The sequence below is a fragment of the Rathayibacter sp. VKM Ac-2762 genome, assembly GCF_009866585.1.
Lineage (GTDB): Bacteria > Actinomycetota > Actinomycetes > Actinomycetales > Microbacteriaceae > Rathayibacter.
The window spans coordinates 964,787-981,680 of record NZ_CP047419.1 but is presented as its reverse complement, the minus strand read 5'-3'; the positions used below and the strand labels follow the sequence as shown (position 1 = coordinate 981,680).

The window sequence follows — 16,894 nt, the reverse complement described above, 5'->3', positions numbered from 1 at the left end:
CCTCCCCCGCAGGGAAGGCGCACACGCTCTGCGGCTGATCTAGACGAGCGAGCGCAGCACGTACTGCAGGATGCCGCCGTTGCGGTAGTAGTCCGCCTCACCGGGGGTGTCGATGCGGACGACCGCGTCGAACTCGACGGTCCGCTTGCCCTCGGCCGAGTGCTCGGTCGGCTCGGCGACGACGTGGACCGTCTTGGGGGTGACGCCCTCGTTCAGCTCCTCGATGCCCGAGATGCTGATCGACTCGGTGCCGTCGAGGCCCAGCGACTCCCAGCTCTCGCCCGCGGGGAACTGCAGCGGGACGACGCCCATGCCGATGAGGTTCGAGCGGTGGATCCGCTCGAAGCTCTCGACGATGACCGCCTTGACGCCCAGCAGGCTCGTTCCCTTGGCCGCCCAGTCGCGCGACGAGCCGGAGCCGTACTCCTTGCCGCCCAGGATGACGAGCGGGGTGCCCTCGGCCTGGTAGTTCTGCGACGCGTCGTAGATGAACGACTGCGGGGCGTCCGGCTGAGTGAAGTCGCGGGTGTAGCCGCCCTCCACGCCGTCGAGCAGCTGGTTGCGCAGGCGGATGTTCGCGAACGTGCCGCGGATCATCACCTCGTGGTTGCCGCGGCGCGAGCCGTAGGAGTTGTAGTCCTTGCGGTCGATGCCGTGCTCGTCGAGGTAGCGGCCGGCGGGGCTGTCGGCCTTGATCGAGCCGGCGGGGCTGATGTGGTCGGTCGTGACGGAGTCGCCGAGCTTGGCGAGCACGCGGGCACCGGCGATGTCGGTGACCGGGGTCGTCTCCATCGTCATGCCGTCGAAGTACGGGGGCTTCCGCACGTAGGTCGACGACTCGTCCCACTCGAAGATCGAGCCCTCGGGGGTCTGCAGCGCGCGCCAGCGCTCGTCGCCGTCGAACACGCCCGCGTACTGCGTGTCGAACATCGACTTGTCGATCGACGAGTCGATCGTCGCCTGCACCTCGGCCGCGTCGGGCCAGATGTCCTTGAGGAACACGTCGTTGCCGTCGGAGTCGGTGCCGAGCGCGTCGACCTCGAAGTCGAAGTTCATCGAGCCGGCGAGCGCGTAGGCGATGACGAGCGGGGGGCTCGCCAGGTAGTTCATCTTCACGTCCGGGTTGATGCGGCCCTCGAAGTTGCGGTTGCCCGAGAGCACGGCGGTCACGGCGAGGTCGTTGTCCTGCACCGCGGCCGAGATCTCCTCGAGCAGCGGGCCGGAGTTGCCGATGCAGGTCGTGCAGCCGTAGCCGACCGTGTAGAAGCCGAGCGCTTCGAGCGACTCGGTCAGGCCGGCCTTCTCGTAGTAGTCGGTGACGACCTTCGATCCGGGCGCCAGCGTGGTCTTGACCCACGGCTTGGCCTTCAGGCCCTTCTGCGCCGCGTTGCGGGCCAGCAGGCCGGCCGCGAGCATGACGGACGGGTTCGACGTGTTGGTGCACGAGGTGATCGCCGCGATCGCGACGGCGCCGTGATCGATCGTGAAGGTCCCGCCCTCGCCGAGCTCGACCGTGGTCGGCTTGGAGGCGGTCGCCGGCGCGTGCGAGCGGTGGGTGTGCTCGTGGCTGCTGTGCTCGTCCTGCGGCTGCAGCTCTCCGGGGTCGGAGGCGGGGAACGACTCCGCGATGGTCAGGTCGACGATGTCGTGCGAGACGTCCGCGTAGTTGGTGAGGTCCGACTCGAACTGCGTCTTGGCGGACGAGAGCTCGATCCGGTCCTGCGGGCGCTTCGGGCCGGCGATCGAGGGGACGACGGTGCCGAGGTCGAGCTCGAGGTACTCGCTGAAGACCGGCTCGACCGCGGGGTCGTGCCAGAGCTTCTGCAGCTTGGAGTACTGCTCGACGAGGGCGATCTGCTCGTCGCTGCGGCCGGTGAGGCGCAGGTAGTCGAGGGTCACGTCGTCGATGGGGAACATCGCGGCGGTGGAGCCGAACTCGGGGCTCATGTTGCCGATGGTGGCGCGGTTGGCGAGCGGCACCGCGGCGACACCGGCCCCGTAGAACTCGACGAACTTGCCGACCACGCCGTGCTTGCGCAGCATCTGCGTGATGGTGAGCACGACGTCCGTCGCGGTCACGCCGGTCGGGATCGAGCCGGTGAGCTTGAAGCCGACGACCTTCGGGATGAGCATCGAGACGGGCTGGCCGAGCATCGCGGCCTCGGCCTCGATGCCGCCGACGCCCCAGCCGAGCACGCCGAGGCCGTTGACCATCGTCGTGTGCGAGTCGGTGCCGACGCAGGTGTCGGGGTAGGCGCGCAGCGCGCCGCCCACCTCGCGGGTCATGGTGACGCGGGCCAGGTACTCGATGTTGACCTGGTGCACGATGCCGGTTCCGGGCGGGACGACCTTGAAGTCGTCGAAGGCGGTCTGGCCCCAGCGGAGGAACTGGTACCGCTCGCCGTTGCGCTCGTACTCGAGCTCGACGTTGCGCTCGAGCGCGTCCTCGGTGCCGAAGAGGTCGGCGATGACGGAGTGGTCGATCACCATCTCGGCGGGCGCGAGCGGGTTGATCCGGTTCGCGTCGCCGCCCAGGGCAGCGACGGCCTCGCGCATCGTGGCGAGGTCGACGATGCAGGGCACGCCGGTGAAGTCCTGCATGACCACGCGGGCCGGCGTGAACTGGATCTCGGTGTCGGGCTCCGACTCCGGGACCCACTCGCCGAGGGCGCGGATGTGGTCGGCGGTGATGTTCGCGCCGTCCTCCGTGCGGAGGAGGTTCTCGAGCAGCACCTTGAGGCTGAACGGGAGCTTCTCGTGACCGGGGACCCGGTCGATGCGGAACACCTCGTAGTCGGTCGAGCCGACCTTCAGGGTGTCTTTCGATCCAAAGCTGTCTACCGCGGACACGTCGCCCTCTCCTTCGCTGACTGCAGCTTCCGCCGACGGGCGGAGCCGCTCTCCGTCCTCATCTTGACGACCGCGCACAGCGGCCTGCCACCAAGGAGGACCTAACTCCTCGACGCCGAAGCACCCGGTCGACCTCGCCGCGACGGTGCGGGGAGGCGAGCGCTATTTATCTCGACGTCGAGACAATTCTACGCACGATCCGGAGCATCGCCCGCATCGGCGCGCTCGCCGGATCCGCGGTACTCGGCCCGGACGGCGAGCACGGTGACCACCAGCAGCGGCGCGTACAGGGGCAGGCCCAGCGCCAGCTTCCAGATGCCCAGCGCCGTGGTGTCCTCGGCGAGGAACAGCGGGTACTGCACGGCCAGGCGCAGGAGGAAGAGCCCCGCCCACGCGAGGGTCAGGGCGCCGAAGAGGCGGCGCTTGCGCCGATCGGACCGCCAGGAGGTGCCGTCCCCCATCAGGAAGCCGGCGGCGACGCCGATCAGGGGCCAGCGCACGAGGACGGAGAGGAGGAAGACGAGCCCGTAGACGAGGTTCGTGAGCAGCCCCAGGGCGAAGTTGTCGACGCCCCGCCCGGTGAACAGCGCCAGTGCGGCCGAGACCACCACGGCGAGCAGCCCGCCGACGGCCTGGATCACCGGCGTCCGGCCGAGCACCCGCGCCACCGTGAACGCCACGGCGAGCCCGACGGATGCGACCAGCGAGAGCACCAGCTCCGAGGTGACCGTGTAGAGCAGGACGAAAGCGATGCCGGGCACGACGGCCTCGAGGATCCCCCGGACGCCGCCCATGGTGCGCAGCAGTGCCTTCCCGTCGAACGGCTCGCCGTCGGCGACCGCGCCGAGCCCCGAGCGGCGGGCGGCCTGCGCGATCGCGTCGCCGACCTCGGGCCGGACCGGCTCCTCCGATCGGGCCGGGTCCTCTGGCCGCACCGGCTCCATCCCGGTCAGCTCGCGCTCTGCTGGGTCTGGCTGCCGGTCGGCACCTTCAGCGGGATCAGGTCGCGCGGAGGCATCGGGCCGCTGCCGCGGACCACGACGATGCTGCGGAAGAGCTCCTCGACCGAGGCGGCCGCCTGCTCGTCGACGGCTCCGGCTCCGGCGATCACGCCGCGGAGGAACCAGCGCGGACCGTCGACGCCGACGAACCGGGCGACGCGGGTCTGGCCGCCGGCGATCGGGAGCTCGGCGACGAGCTCCGGACCGAAGACTCCGTCGCGCTCCGTCGTCGATCCGCCCTGACGGCCGATCTGCTCGGCGATCTGGCCGCGGATCTCGTGCCAGAGGCCCGAGGAGCGCGGCGCGGAGAAGGGCTGCACCTGCAGCGTCGACCCGGCGTAGTCGAGGCCGACGGCGATGACGCGCTTGGTCCCCTCCTCGACCTCGAGGCGGATGTGCATGCCCTCGCGGGGAAGCACTTTCACCCCGCCGAGGTCGATGTAGGGGCGGACCGGGTTGGCCTCGCGCTCGTCCAGGGGCCCGGCCTCCGCGCGGTCCTCCGGCGCCGACTTCTCGAAGTCCTGCTGGACGGGCTCGGCGGCCTCGCCGGCCGTGGGCTGGATGTCGCTCATGCGCTCTCCTCGTGGATTCTGGTCTCCTGGGCGCCGGCGGCGTACCCGGTGGATCCGAAGCCGCCCGTGCCGCGGACCGACTCGGGAAGCTCGTCGACGGCCGTGAACCTCGCCTGGACGACGGGGACGATCACGAGCTGCGCGATCCGGTCCCCCGCCGAGACGCGGTACGTCTCGCGGCTGTCGGTGTTCAGCAGCGCCACCCGGATCTCGCCGCGGTAGCCCGCGTCGATCGTTCCGGGGGCGTTGACGACGGTGATGCCGTGCGCGAAGGCCAGCCCGCTGCGGGGGACGACGAAGCCGGCGTGGCCCTCCGGGAGGGCGACGGCCACCCCGGTGCCGACGGAGGCGCGCACACCGGGGGCGAGTACCACGTCCTCCGTCGAGTGGAGATCGGCTCCCGCGTCGCCCGGACGGGCGTAGGAGGGGAGCCGGTCCGCGGTGATCGGGACGTCGACGGTTGCAGGCACGTGACGAGGGTAGACCAAACGTCTGATCCAATAGGGTCATGCCGTCCTACCGAGAGAGGCTGTGGCCCGCGCCCTGGCTCTTCGTCGCCACCGCCCTCGTCATCCCCGCCAGCATCCTGGTGTTCGCGCCCATCGACCTCGCGGTGGGGGTGATCGTCGCGGTCGTGCTGTACGCGGGCACCGTGCTGTCGCTGCTGGCCCTCTCCCCCGTGATCGAGGTGGCGGAGGGGGAGCTGCGCGCCGGCCGCGCGCACATCCCGCTGGACCTCGTGGGCGAGCCGTCCTCCTACTCGGGGGACCAGGCGTTCGCCGAGCGTGGGACGCGCCTGGACGCGCGGGCGTACCTGGTCATCCGCGGCTGGGTGAAGGACGTGGTGCGGGTCCCGATCGAGGATCCGGCCGACCCGACGCCGTACTGGCTGGTCTCCACCCGCCGCCCGGACGACATCGTCGCCGCGATCCGGGGATCACGGCGACGGAGCGGTCGTCCTTCGGAGCCGGGAGGCGCTTAAGCGGCGCACTCCAGGCAGATCGGTCCGAGCTTCTCCTCGTGGTCGATCTGCGAGCGGTGCTTCACGAGGAAGCAGCTCACGCACGTGAACTCGTCCGCCTGGGGCGGAAGGACCACGACGTCCAGATCGAGGTCGGACAGATCGGCACCGGGCAGTTCGAATCCGCCCGGGTTGTCGGCGTCATCGACGTCGACGACTCCGGACATCTTGTCGGGGACTCGCTCCTTCAGGGCCTCGATCGACTCGGAGTCGTCATCGGTCTTGCGGGGGGCGTCGTAGTCCGTAGCCATTCCCATCCACTTCTTATTTCTGCTGTTCAACAAATCGGCGGGGTCAGTGTGCATCACGACGCATCGATTCGCAAACCACCTCGAACGGCTCTTGACACCCGCTCGCCCCGCCTCCTTCCGCACCAACTTTCGACCCGCCCGGGGTATTCCCGGCCGATCGCCCGGGCGCGTGGCATCCTTGCCCGGTCCGCGTCCAGAAGGAGGATCCCCACGATGATGGAACTGAAGGTGATCGGCGTCGAGGGCGGATCGCTCGTCCTCGTGTCCGAGGGCGGCGAGCGCTTCTCGGTCCGCATCGACGAGACGCTGCAGAGCCAGCTGCGGCCGCGGGTCCACACCCTCCCGCCGCGCGAGAAGCGCGTCTCCCCCCGTGAGATCCAGGCCCACATCCGCTCCGGGCTCTCCGCCGAGGAGGTCGCCGAGCTCACGGGCGCCGACCTGGGCTACGTCCAGCGCTTCGAGGGACCCGTCACAGCCGAGCGCGAGCACATCGTCGCGTCCGCTCTCGCCGTGCGCGTCTACACGACCACCGACCCCGATCCCCTCGAGGAGGGCACGCCCTTCGGCGACGTCATCCGCGACCGCCTCGCGTCGCTCGGCGCCGAGGGCGAGCAGTGGTCGAGCTGGAAGGAGGAGGAGGGCTGGGCCGTCAAGCTCCTCTTCCGCTCGGACGAGATCGACCACGACGCCCGCTGGCGCTTCGACCCGCGAAAGGCGCTGCTGTCGCCGCTGACCTCCGAGGCGATCACGCTCTCGCAGCAGGGCGAGATCCGGCCGACCCTCATCCCGCGCCTGCGCGCCGTCATCCCCGCCGCCGTCGACGAGCTCGCCACGCGCTTCGACCCGGAGTCCGCGGAGGCGCCGACCCGCTCCGCCCGGGCCGACCACCCCACGGCAGGCCGCCCCGCCGCGATGCCGCACGCCCGACCGGCCGCCGTCCGCCCCTCCGACACGGAGCCGCAGCCGGCCCTCTCCGAGACCCCGCGCCCGATCTCGACGCTCCCCCGCCCCGTCACCAGCACGACGGAGCAGCGCGAGCGCAACCTCAACGACACCGCCGACCTGCTCGACGCCCTGCGTCGCCGCCGGGGCGAGCGCGATCACGCCTCGAGCCTCCGCGTCCGCGAGGAGCCGGAGCCCGAGGCCGAGGCCGCTCCTCCCGTCGAGAAGGCACCGGAGCCGCCGCGCACCGCTCCCCCGGTCCCCGAGCAGCCGTCGGGCGTGCGCGGGAGCCTCCGCCGGGGGCGGGCGTCGATGCCGAGCTGGGACGAGATCGTCTTCGGAGCGCGCAGCGACGACTGACCCTCCGCCGGCGCGGCTCCGCCGGGGCGGACGGTGCCCCCCGTCCCTCCGGCCCGGCTCAGGCCAGCGCGCCGAAGCGGAGGAGCGGCACCTGCGTCTCCTCCGGCGTGAGCGACCCGTGCTGCCCGATCATCGAGCGGCCGGAGGAGTCGTCCGCCGCGTAGTAGGCGATGGTCCTCCGTGCCGCGACGAACACGTCGCCCATCCGCTCGGCCGCCGCCGGTGAGACCTCGCCGAACCAGCCGCTCGCAGCGACCTCGTCGCGTGTCGCGATCCAGGCGCGTGCGCCCTCCGCCTCGATCCAGCGCCGCGCCACCTCCTCGGGGTCCACACCCGGCTCGAGGTGCAGCTGCAGGCAGCGGGGCTCTCCGCCGAGGTGCCGGACGCCCTCGAGCAGCGGTCCCCGCTCGACGAGCACGTGCGAGGACGCCGGAACGTCCACGATGCCGTGGTCGGCGGTGACCAGCACGCTCTCGCGGGCGGAGAGCCCGCGGACCGCTCCGCCGACCTCCCCGTCCAGGAGCTCGAGCGCTGCCGTCCACTCCGGCGACTCCCAGCCGCGCGCGTGCGCCGCCTGGTCGAGCTCGGGGACGTAGAGGTACACGAGCTGACGGCCGCCCTTGTCGAGCAGGGCGCGCGCCGCCGTGAAGCGCTCGGCGACGCCGCCGGCGGAGTGGTACTCCGCGCCGCGCAGGATCGCCCGCGTGAGACCGGAGCGGGCGTACCGCGCGGGGCCGATCACTCCGGCCCGGACACCGGCGGCCGAGGCCTGCTCGAAGACCGTGGGGTGGGGCTGCCACGTCTCGGGCACCATGCCCTCGTCCCAGCCGGAGAGCTGGTTGACCAGGCGGTCGGAGGCGCGGTCGAGCACGCGGTAGCCGACCATCCCGTGCCCGCCCGGGCGCAGGCCCGTCGTCAGGCTCGCCAGGGCCGCCGCGGTGGTCGTCGGGAAGCCCGAGACGAGCGTGGTGGCGCGGTTGAGGGCCGGAGCGAGCGTGCGCGAGTGGCCCCCGCGCTGGCGGAGATTCGCGGCACCCAGGCCGTCGACGAGGACGATCACGATCCGCTCGACGCGGGGCGAACCGAAGAGGCCGGGGCGGCCCAGGAGCGCGTCGAGGGCGCCCGGCAGGACGTCGGCGAGGCTCCGCCGCCCGTCGGGGGCTGGCGGTAGCATGTGGGTCATCGCGCCCAGTTTCGCACAGCGCCGCCGTCCCCGCCGGGCCGGTGCGGCGGAGCGTGCGCGTGAACGGGAGGGCCGGTCCCGTCCGCGAGGCGCCGTCTCCGCTCCGCCCGTCCCGTCGAGCGCCGCAGGGCGGTGCAGTCCCCCGCCGCCGCCCCGCGCCCGCCACCGAATCGAGTCATGAACGCTGCAGCCCCCTCCTCCGGATCCTCGCTCACCGAGCGCATCGAGGACGTCGACGTCTCGGCCGAGATGGAGGGGTCCTTCCTCGAGTACGCGTACTCGGTCATCTACTCGCGGGCCCTGCCCGACGCCCGCGACGGGCTCAAGCCGGTGCAGCGCCGGATCCTCTACATGATGAGCGAGATGGGGCTGCGGCCCGATCACGGCCACGTGAAGTCGGCCCGCGTGGTCGGCGAGGTGATGGGCAAGCTGCACCCGCACGGCGACGCCTCGATCTACGACTCCCTCGTCCGCCTCGCCCAGCCGTTCACGATGAGGGTCGCCCTCGTCGACGGGCACGGCAACTTCGGCTCCCTCGACGACGGCCCGGCCGCGGCCCGCTACACCGAGGCCCGCCTCGCCCCGGCCGCCACGGCCATGACCGAGCACCTCGGCGAGGACGTCGTCGACTTCGTCCCGAACTACGACAACTCGCACGACCAGCCCGAGGTCCTCCCCTCCGCGTTCCCTAACCTGCTGGTCAACGGGGCCAGCGGCATCGCCGTCGGCATGGCGACGAACATGGCGCCCCACAACCTCGTGGAGGTGATCGGGGCGGCCCGGCACCTGATCGCCCACCCCGACGCGTCCCTGGACGACCTGATGTCGTTCGTCCCGGGACCGGACTTCCCGAGCGGTGGCACGATCGTCGGCCTCGCCGGCGTGCGCGACGCCTACGCGACCGGCCGGGGCGGCTTCAAGACCCGCGCCCGCGTCTCGGTCGAGAGCATCACCGCGCGCAAGTCCGGCCTGGTCGTCACCGAGCTGCCCTACCTCGTCGGCGCCGAGAAGGTCATCGACAAGATCAAGGACGGCGTCCAGAACAAGAAGCTCAGCGGCATCTCGGACGTCACCGACCTGACGGACCGGGACAACGGCCTCCGGCTCGTCATCGGGATCAAGACCGGCTTCAGCCCCGAGGCCGTCCTCGAGCAGCTCTACCGCTATACGCCCCTCGAGGACGCGTTCTCGATCAACAACGTCGCGCTGGTCGACGGCGGCCCGCGCACCCTCGGCCTGAAGGAGCTGCTGCAGGTCTACATCGGCCACCGGGTGCAGGTCGTCACCCGGCGGACCCGCTACCGACTGCGCAAGCGCCAGGAGCGGCTGCACCTGGTCGAGGGCCTGCTCATCGCGATCCTCGACATCGACGAGGTCATCCAGCTGATCCGCGGGAGCGACGACACCGCGGCGGCGCGGGCCCGGCTGATCGAGGTCTTCGACCTCAGCACCCTGCAGGCCGACTACATCCTCGAGCTCCAGCTCCGCCGCCTCACGAAGTTCTCGCGCATCGAGCTCGAGACCGAGCGCGACACCCTCCTCGCCGAGATCGCCGAGCTCGAGGCCCTCCTCGCCAGCCGATCACGGATCGACGAGCTGGTCTCGGACGAGCTCGACGAGGTCGCCCAGCGCCTCGGGACCCCGCGGCGCACCCTGCTCACCGAGGCGCGTCCCTCCGTCGCCACCACCGGGCGGAAGGCCGCCGCGGTGCTCGAGATCGCGGACGTGCCCTGCCGGGTGCTGCTGAGCACCACCGGCCGCATGGTGCGGGTCGACCGCGACCCCGAGGCCGCTCCCCACCCCGCGCGCGCCACGCGCCGCTCGAAGCACGACGCCGTCCTCAGCGTGCTCGACACGACCAGCCGGACGGAGATCGGCGCGGTCACCAGCGCCGGTCGGCTCCTCCGCTTCTCGCCGGTCGACGTGCCCGCCGTCCCCTCCTCCTCGGTGCAGCTGGGCGCGGGCGTGCGCATGAGCGACTACCTCCCGCACCTGGCGAAGGACGAGCGGGTGCTCGCGCTCGTCGCCCTCGACGACGAGCGGCCGATCGCGCTCGGCACCCAGCAGGGCGTCGTCAAGCGCGTCGCGCCGGGCGAGCTGCCCAACCGCCCGGACATCGAGCTCATCGCCCTGAAGCCGAAGGACGCCGTCGTGGGCGCGGCCGCGTCGGCGGAGGAGGACGAGCTGGTCTTCGTCACCGGCGAGGCCCAGCTGCTGCGCTTCTCCGCGTCCGCCGTCCGCCCTCAGGGCCGGACCGCCGCGGGGATGGCCGGGGTCAAGCTGGCCGAGACCGACGACGTCGTGCACTTCGCCGTCGTCGCCGCCGAGGACCGGGACGAGGCCGTCGTCGCGACGGTCGCCGTCGACAGCTGGGCCCTCTCGGGGACCGACACCGGCAGTGCGAAGGTCTCGCCGTTCTCGGAGTTCCCCGCCAAGGGCAGGGCCACCGGCGGAGTCCGTGCGCAGCGCTTCCTCAAGGGTGAGACCGCCCTCGGAGTGGCGTGGGTCGGCCCCGGTCCCGCGCACGCGCTCGAGGCCGACGGCTCGGTCGCCGCGCTGCCCGACTCCGGGATGAAGCGCGACGGCTCCGGCGTGGCGCTCGCGGCGCCGATCGCGACGATCGGAGCGGCGCCCGAGGTGTTCTGAGCCCCGCGGCTCAGACGTCGATGCGGTCCCGCGACAGCGACTCGGACCCGCGGACGATGAACTCCTTGCGGGGTGCCACGTCGTTGCCCATCAGCAGCTCGAACACCCGGCCGGCGTTCTCCGCGTCGGCGACCCGCACCCGGCGGAGGGTGCGGCGGGAGCGGTCCATGGTCGTCGTGGCCAGCTGGTCCGCGTCCATCTCGCCGAGCCCCTTGTAGCGCTGGATCGGGTCCTGGTAGCGGCGGCCCGCCTTGCCGAGGGCCGCGAGCACGCTCTGCAGCTCCTTCTCGGAGTAGGTGTAGATCGTCTCGTTCGGCTTCTTCCCCGCGTTCATCACCACGAGCCGGTGCAGCGGAGGCACGGCGGCGAAGACGCGCCCCGCCTCGACGAGCGGCCGCATGTAGCGGAAGAAGAGCGTGAGCAGCAGGGTGCGGATGTGGGCGCCGTCGACGTCGGCGTCGCTCATCAGGATGATCTTCCCGTAGCGGGCGGCCGAGAGGTCGAAGGAGCGGCCGGAGCCGGCTCCGATCACCTGGATCATCGAGGCGCACTCGGCGTTCGAGAGCATGTCGGCGATGCTCGCCTTCTGCGTGTTGAGGATCTTCCCCCGGATCGGCAGCAGGGCCTGGTACTCGCTGTTGCGGGCGAGCTTGGCGGTGCCGAGGGCGGAGTCGCCCTCGACGATGAAGAGCTCGCTGTTCTCGACGTCGCTGCTGCGGCAGTCGACCAGCTTCGCCGGAAGGGAGGACGACTCCAGCGCGTTCTTGCGGCGCTGCGTCTCCTTGTGCGCGCGGGCCGAGATCCGCGACTTCATCTCGGCGACGACCTTCTCGAGGAGCTGGGACGTCTGCGCCTTGTCCTCGCGGCGCGTCGAGGAGAACACCGCGCCCAGCGTCGAGGCGATGGTGGAGGCGACGATCGCGCGGACGGCGGGCGTGCCCAGCACCTCCTTCGTCTGGCCTTCGAACTGCGGCTCAGGGAGCCGCACGGTCAGCACGGCGCTGAGCCCGGCGAGGACGTCGTCCTTCTCGAGCTTGTCCGAGCCGACCTTGAGGCGGCGGGCGTTCGCCTCCACCTGGGAGCGGAGCAGCTTCAGCAGGCCCTGCTCGAAGCCGGTCTGGTGCGTCCCGCCCTTGGGCGTCGAGATGATGTTCACGAAGCTGCGCATCACCGTCTCGTAGCCGGTGCCCCAGCGCAGGGCGATGTCGACCTCGCAGGTGCGCTCCACCTCGGTGGGCACCATGGCGCCGCCGGGGGTCAGCACCGGCACGGTCTCGGTGAAGGTGCCGGAGCCGGTGAGGCGCAGCACCTCGGTCACGGGGGCGTCGGGGGCGAGGAACTCGACGAACTCCGAGATGCCGCCGTCGTAGCGGAACATCTCGGCGCGGCGCTCGTCCGCCCGGTCGTCGACGATGTCGATCGTCAGGCCGGGGACGAGGAACGCGGTCTGCCGGGCGCGCGTCACCAGGTCGTCCGTCTGGAACGAGGCGCCCTTCGTGAAGATCTGGCGGTCGGCCCAGTAGCGCACGCGCGTTCCGGTGACGCCCTTGGCGACCTTCCCGACGACCGTCAGCTCCGACCCGTTCTCGAACGGCGTGAACGGAGCGTCGGGGGTGGGCTCGCCCGCGTCGGCGAAGCGCCCGGGCTCCCCCCGGTGGAACGACATCCGGTAGGTGCGGCCGTTGCGGTCGACCTCGACGTCCAGGCGCTCCGAGAGCGCGTTGACCACGGAGGCGCCGACGCCGTGCAGACCGCCGGACGCCGCGTAGGATCCCGAGCCGAACTTGCCGCCCGCGTGCAGCTTGGTGAACACGACCTCGACTCCGGAGAGCCCCGTCTTCGGCTCGATGTCGACCGGGATCCCGCGCGCGCGGTCGCGCACCTCGACGCTGCCGTCGGCGTGCAGGAGCACGCTGATCTCGGTCCCGTGCCCGGCCAGCGCCTCGTCGACGGAGTTGTCGATGACCTCCCAGAGGCAGTGCATGAGGCCGCGCGAGTCGGTCGATCCGATGTACATGCCGGGCCGCTTCCGGACCGCCTCGAGACCCTCGAGGACGGAGAGGTGGCGGGCGTTGTAGTCGGTGGAGGCCATCCGCCCAGTCTACTTTCGGGAACCGCTCCGGCCGCGGTGGCGCGGCACCCGGCGACAGCACGATGGCCGCTCGGCGCGGGACCCCTACGCGCAGAGCGAAATGCCGACCGATCGACTCCGTGCGGAAACAATCGCGTGCTTGGATGGGTTCCACTAAGCAGAGATCGAAGACCGAGTGCAGGAGGCCAAGTCATGTCGACCACAGCAACCCAGAACGGCGTGGACGAGCTCGCCGGTGCCCACCAGCTCTCCGCCGCCGACCGCTGCGACAGCTGCGGTGCCCAGGCGTACATCCGAGTGGTCGTGAACAACGGAGAACTGCTGTTCTGCGCACACCACGGGAAGAAGTACCAGGAGAAGCTCTCCAGCATCGCCCAGAGCTGGCACGACGAGTCCGCCCGACTCTTCGAGGAGCAGCGCCCCTAGCGCGTCCCCGATCAGCCCGGACGGCGCGTCAGCGCCCTACCGACCGACACCGAGCCGCTTCGCGATCACATCGCGAGCGGCTCGTGCCGTTTCATCGACCAGGCGGAGACGCTCGTCCGACGGGGAGTAGGCGTCGCCGAGGGCGCGCCGCAGGATCGCGTCCGCGAGCGAGGGGTTCTTCGCGAGGACGGGGCCGTGCAGGTGCGTGCCCAGAAGGCCTCCCACCGCGTAGCCCTCGTGGCCGGCGCCGTCGCCGGTGCCGTGCAGCACTCGGCCGAGCGCGTGCTCGAGCGGGATCCCGGTCATCCGGCGCTCGTGGTTCTCGAAGCCGACGAGGACGCCGCCCGGCGTCTCGACGAGGAGGTCGTCGGTCGCGCGCTCGCCCGTGACCGAGTCTCCGGGGAACAGTCCGATCCCCCGGGCGCCGCCCGCGGCCGTGCTGATCGAACCGGCCAGCATCTCCCAGCCGGCCCCGACCGCGACCACCTGGGTGCCCTGGTCGACCCAGGCCCGCAGCGTCGGCGCGATCTCGTGGAGGAATGCCAGGACGCCCGGGAGGTCCTCGTCCGCTCCCGTCCCGGCGACCAGGACGTCCGGACGGACCTCGGCGTCGGAGGCGGTCGCCAGCGGCACCACCTCCGCCTCGACGCCCGACCAGCGCGCCCGAGCCGCGAGGACCCGGGCGTTCGCCGCGTCGCCGTTGCTGTCCAGGACGTCGGGAGCGAGCACGGCGATGCGGAGGGTGGTCACGCGGTCTCCTCGCGGTTGGTGACGAGCTGCAGGTGCGCACGGGTGCGGCGCATCGAATCGGCCGAGAAGACGATGGTCTTCCGGCCGGAGGCGGGGGTCGGCAGAGCGAGGAACGCGTCGAGCGCGCGACCCAGGTCCTCGTCGACGGAGTCGACGCGCACGCCGTCGTAGCGCAGGTGCAGCGCCGCCTCGTGCGCCTTCGACCCCGAGACGACTCTGACGTGCCCGAGCACGGAGGTGTCCACGGGCCAGAAGTAGGAGGGGTCTCGGACGTCGGAGCCGATCGCGAGCATGATCTGCTCGGTCCCCTCGGGGATCTCCGCGATGTTCAGGCGGTAGCTCGCCGGGTTCTGGACCAGGACGAACTCGACCTCGTGGCCGCGCACGGTGACGATCTCGCCCCGCCCGAAGACGGGGTCGATGCTCGAGAGCGCGGAGGCGGCGAGGGCCGGGTCGAAGCGCTCAGCGAGCACGGCGCGGGCCGTGGAGACGGCCGCCGCGGCGTCCACCGCGTAGTGGACGCCCCGTGCGGGGAGCCGGACCTCGAGCGGGTCGCCGTCGCTGATGATGCGCGCGGCCGCTCCCGTCGTGCTCTCGACGACGGTGGTCGCACGGTCGGTCCCGGCCTCCGCCTCTGCGGCGTAGCCGAGACCGCCGGACGCGGAGTCGCGGACGGAGGAGGAGACGCCGTACCAGCGGATCCGCTCGCCGGGGAGGGAGGTCGCGACATCGGCGACGTGGCGGTCGTCGGCGTTCAGCACGACGGGACCGGTCGCGCGGGAGGCGATGGTGCCGAGCATCCGGGCGACCATGGCCGGATCGAAGAAGCGGTCGATCTGGTCGACCACCACGTTCGTCAGCAGGACGACGCGGGGGCGCATCCGGGGCGCGAGGCGCGCGCCGTGACCCTCGTCCATCTCGAGGACGGCGATGTCGGCGTCGATCCGTCCGCGGAGGTCCGCCTGCTCCAGGAGCGCGGAGGTCAGCCCCTGGGCGATGTTGGCCGTCGAGGGGTTGGTGAAGACCCGGAGCCCGTGCGCGCGGAGCACCGCGACCAGCATCTTGGTCGTGGTCGACTTGCCCGCCGATCCCGTGACGACCACGAGGCCGTCCCGGAATCCGTCGAGCACCGCGGGCAGGAATCCGGGCGCGACGCGGTTCACCACGAGTCCGGGCACGGCGGATCCCCCGCCGGGCTTCCGGACCCGCGCGGCGAACCGGGCGGCCCTCCCGAGGAGGACCGCCGGCGCGTAGCGGATCACCGGCCTACTCGAGGTAGTCGCGGAGCGACTGCGAGCGGGACGGGTGGCGGAGCTTGGCCATCGTCTTGGACTCGATCTGGCGGATGCGCTCGCGCGTCACGCCGAAGGTGTCGCCGATCTGGTCGAGCGTCTTCGGCATGCCGTCGCCGAGGCCGAAGCGCATGCGGATCACGCCGGCCTCGCGCTCCGAGAGCGAGTCGAGCAGCGACTCCAGCTGCTTCTGCAGCATGGTGAAGCCCACGGCGTCGGCCGGGACGACCGCCTCGGTGTCCTCGATGAGGTCGCCGAACTCGCTGTCGCCGTCCTCACCCAGGGGCGTGTGCAGCGAGATCGGCTCGCGCCCGTACTTTTGCACCTCGATGACCTTCTCGGGAGTCATGTCGAGCTCGCGCGAGAGCTCCTCGGGCGTGGGCTCGCGGCCCAGGTCCTGGAGCATCTGGCGCTGCACGCGGGCCAGCTTGTTGATGACCTCGACCATGTGCACCGGGATGCGGATGGTGCGGGCCTGGTCGGCCATCGCGCGGGTGATCGCCTGGCGGATCCACCACGTGGCGTAGGTCGAGAACTTGAAGCCCTTGGTGTAGTCGAACTTCTCGACCGCACGGATGAGGCCCAGGTTGCCCTCCTGGATGAGGTCGAGGAACTGCATCCCGCGACCGGTGTAGCGCTTCGCGAGGCTGACGACGAGCCGGAGGTTCGCTCCGAGCAGGTGGCTCTTCGCGCGCTGGCCGTCCTTCGCGACCCAGCGCAGCTCGCGGACGAGCTCCGGGCTGAGGTCGGTCGAGTTGGCGAGCTTGTCCTCGGCGAACAGGCCGGCCTCGATGCGCATCGCGAGCTCGACCTCCTCGGCCGCGTTCAGGAGCGCGACCTTGCCGATCTGCTTCAGGTAGTCCTTGACCGGGTCGGCGGTGGCACCGGTGATCGCGGTCGAGTAGACCGGGACCTCGTCGTCCTCTCCGCCGAACGACAGGACGAGCGCACCGCTCGGGAGCGGCTCGGCCGGAGCGGCGACGGCAGCGGCGGCCGGGGCCTCCGGCGTCTCCGCGTCGTCCTTGGCGTCGGTCTCGGTGTCCTCGGCGACGACCTCGGTCTCCTCCTCCTCCGCTGCCTCGTCGGGCTCGACGGCGTCGGTCGGCTCCTCCTCGGTGTCGGCGGGAGCGGCGGCCTTGGTCGTGGCGCGCGAGCGGGTCGTCTTGGCCGCGGTGGTCTTGGCCGCCGTGGTCTTCGCCGCGGGCTTGCGCGTCGCGGGCTTCTTGGTGGTCGTCGTCACGTCGTCGTCGACGGCGTCGAGCGTTGCGGTCTTGGTAGCTCTGGTGGCCATGGCGGCACCTCTCCATCCGTTGCGTCCCGGGGGCGGGCGGCGCGGGAGGGCGTCGTCCGTCGGTGGGCATTACGAGGACCCATGTCAAGTCGAGGACGTCGCACGCCCGACGTGGGCCTGGTGCTCCTCGACCCGAACGGGTCCTATTGACAATTATTGCACGTCTGAGTAGTGCAGCCGTGCGGTGCGGTGCGAGTGGGGCTCGATCCGGCGGGAT

General features: G+C 71.6%; 14 protein-coding genes. 4 read left to right on the top strand and 10 right to left on the bottom strand.

Annotated elements, in window-relative coordinates; all coding sequences use genetic code 11:
• Positions 1 to 39: 39 nt before the first annotated feature.
• From acnA to dut, 4 genes are all read right to left on the bottom strand, one after another.
• Positions 40 to 2,850, bottom strand: a complete 2,811-nt coding sequence (acnA, locus tag GTU71_RS04680; protein ID WP_104222099.1) for an aconitate hydratase AcnA — start codon at positions 2,848 to 2,850, stop codon at positions 40 to 42.
• A gap of 188 nt (positions 2,851 to 3,038) precedes the next feature.
• Positions 3,039 to 3,794: a DUF3159 domain-containing protein gene (locus GTU71_RS04675; RefSeq protein ID WP_159939394.1), complete on the bottom strand. Its 756-nt coding sequence runs from the start codon at positions 3,792 to 3,794 to the stop codon at positions 3,039 to 3,041.
• 5 nt (positions 3,795 to 3,799) lie between these two features.
• Complete coding sequence (locus tag GTU71_RS04670) at positions 3,800 to 4,423, bottom strand: DUF3710 domain-containing protein (RefSeq protein ID WP_104248032.1); 624 nt, start codon at positions 4,421 to 4,423, stop codon at positions 3,800 to 3,802.
• Positions 4,420 to 4,893, bottom strand: coding sequence for a dUTP diphosphatase (gene dut / locus GTU71_RS04665; RefSeq protein ID WP_159939393.1), 474 nt, complete (start codon positions 4,891 to 4,893; stop codon positions 4,420 to 4,422). Before dut ends, GTU71_RS04670 begins: the two co-directional genes overlap by 4 nt.
• Positions 4,894 to 4,931: 38 nt before the next feature.
• Between dut and GTU71_RS04660 the strand changes: the two genes are divergently transcribed.
• Entirely contained in the window at positions 4,932 to 5,405 is a 474-nt protein-coding gene (locus tag GTU71_RS04660) for a DUF3093 domain-containing protein (RefSeq protein ID WP_159939392.1), read from the top strand.
• Here the strand turns inward: GTU71_RS04660 and GTU71_RS04655 are convergent.
• The gene (locus GTU71_RS04655; protein WP_055792269.1) at positions 5,402 to 5,695 is read right to left on the bottom strand and encodes a DUF4193 domain-containing protein; all 294 of its coding nucleotides are present in this window, start codon (positions 5,693 to 5,695) and stop codon (positions 5,402 to 5,404) included. The genes GTU71_RS04660 and GTU71_RS04655 overlap by 4 nt on opposite strands.
• 213 nt (positions 5,696 to 5,908) lie before the next feature.
• On the opposite strand from GTU71_RS04655, the gene sepH reads away from it, so the two are divergent.
• On the top strand, positions 5,909 to 6,997 hold the full coding sequence (gene sepH, locus GTU71_RS04650) for a septation protein SepH (protein WP_159939391.1): 1,089 nt from the start codon (positions 5,909 to 5,911) through the stop codon (positions 6,995 to 6,997).
• A gap of 58 nt (positions 6,998 to 7,055) precedes the next feature.
• On the opposite strand, the gene GTU71_RS04645 is transcribed toward sepH, so the two are convergent.
• The gene (locus GTU71_RS04645; protein WP_244230639.1) at positions 7,056 to 8,180 is read right to left on the bottom strand and encodes a nucleotide pyrophosphatase/phosphodiesterase family protein; all 1,125 of its coding nucleotides are present in this window, start codon (positions 8,178 to 8,180) and stop codon (positions 7,056 to 7,058) included.
• 177 nt (positions 8,181 to 8,357) lie between these two features.
• Here GTU71_RS04645 and GTU71_RS04640 point away from each other — a divergent pair, with 177 nt between their 5' ends.
• Positions 8,358 to 10,826: a DNA topoisomerase (ATP-hydrolyzing) gene (locus GTU71_RS04640; protein ID WP_159939390.1), complete on the top strand. Its 2,469-nt coding sequence runs from the start codon at positions 8,358 to 8,360 to the stop codon at positions 10,824 to 10,826.
• 10 nt (positions 10,827 to 10,836) lie between these two features.
• On the opposite strand, the gene GTU71_RS04635 is transcribed toward GTU71_RS04640, so the two are convergent.
• Positions 10,837 to 12,918: a DNA topoisomerase IV subunit B gene (locus GTU71_RS04635; RefSeq protein ID WP_104225230.1), complete on the bottom strand. Its 2,082-nt coding sequence runs from the start codon at positions 12,916 to 12,918 to the stop codon at positions 10,837 to 10,839.
• A gap of 192 nt (positions 12,919 to 13,110) precedes the next feature.
• On the opposite strand from GTU71_RS04635, the gene GTU71_RS04630 reads away from it, so the two are divergent.
• Positions 13,111 to 13,344 carry a hypothetical protein gene (locus GTU71_RS04630; RefSeq protein ID WP_068212876.1) on the top strand — a complete coding sequence of 78 codons (234 nt, stop codon included), beginning with the start codon at positions 13,111 to 13,113 and terminating at the stop codon, positions 13,342 to 13,344.
• Between the two features lie 36 nt (positions 13,345 to 13,380).
• Here the strand turns inward: GTU71_RS04630 and GTU71_RS04625 are convergent, their stop codons facing one another.
• From GTU71_RS04625 to GTU71_RS04615, 3 genes are read right to left on the bottom strand one after another with little or no spacing between them, the layout of a single operon-like run.
• On the bottom strand, positions 13,381 to 14,094 hold the full coding sequence (locus GTU71_RS04625; protein WP_146084816.1) for a cobyric acid synthase: 714 nt from the start codon (positions 14,092 to 14,094) through the stop codon (positions 13,381 to 13,383).
• Positions 14,091 to 15,356 carry a MurT ligase domain-containing protein gene (locus GTU71_RS04620; RefSeq protein ID WP_104345198.1) on the bottom strand — a complete coding sequence of 422 codons (1,266 nt, stop codon included), beginning with the start codon at positions 15,354 to 15,356 and terminating at the stop codon, positions 14,091 to 14,093. Before GTU71_RS04620 ends, GTU71_RS04625 begins: the two co-directional genes overlap by 4 nt.
• 4 nt (positions 15,357 to 15,360) lie before the next feature.
• A complete protein-coding gene (locus GTU71_RS04615) occupies positions 15,361 to 16,677 on the bottom strand; it encodes an RNA polymerase sigma factor (protein WP_104232561.1) in 1,317 nt (438 codons plus the stop codon).
• Between the last annotated feature and the right edge of the window lie 217 nt (positions 16,678 to 16,894).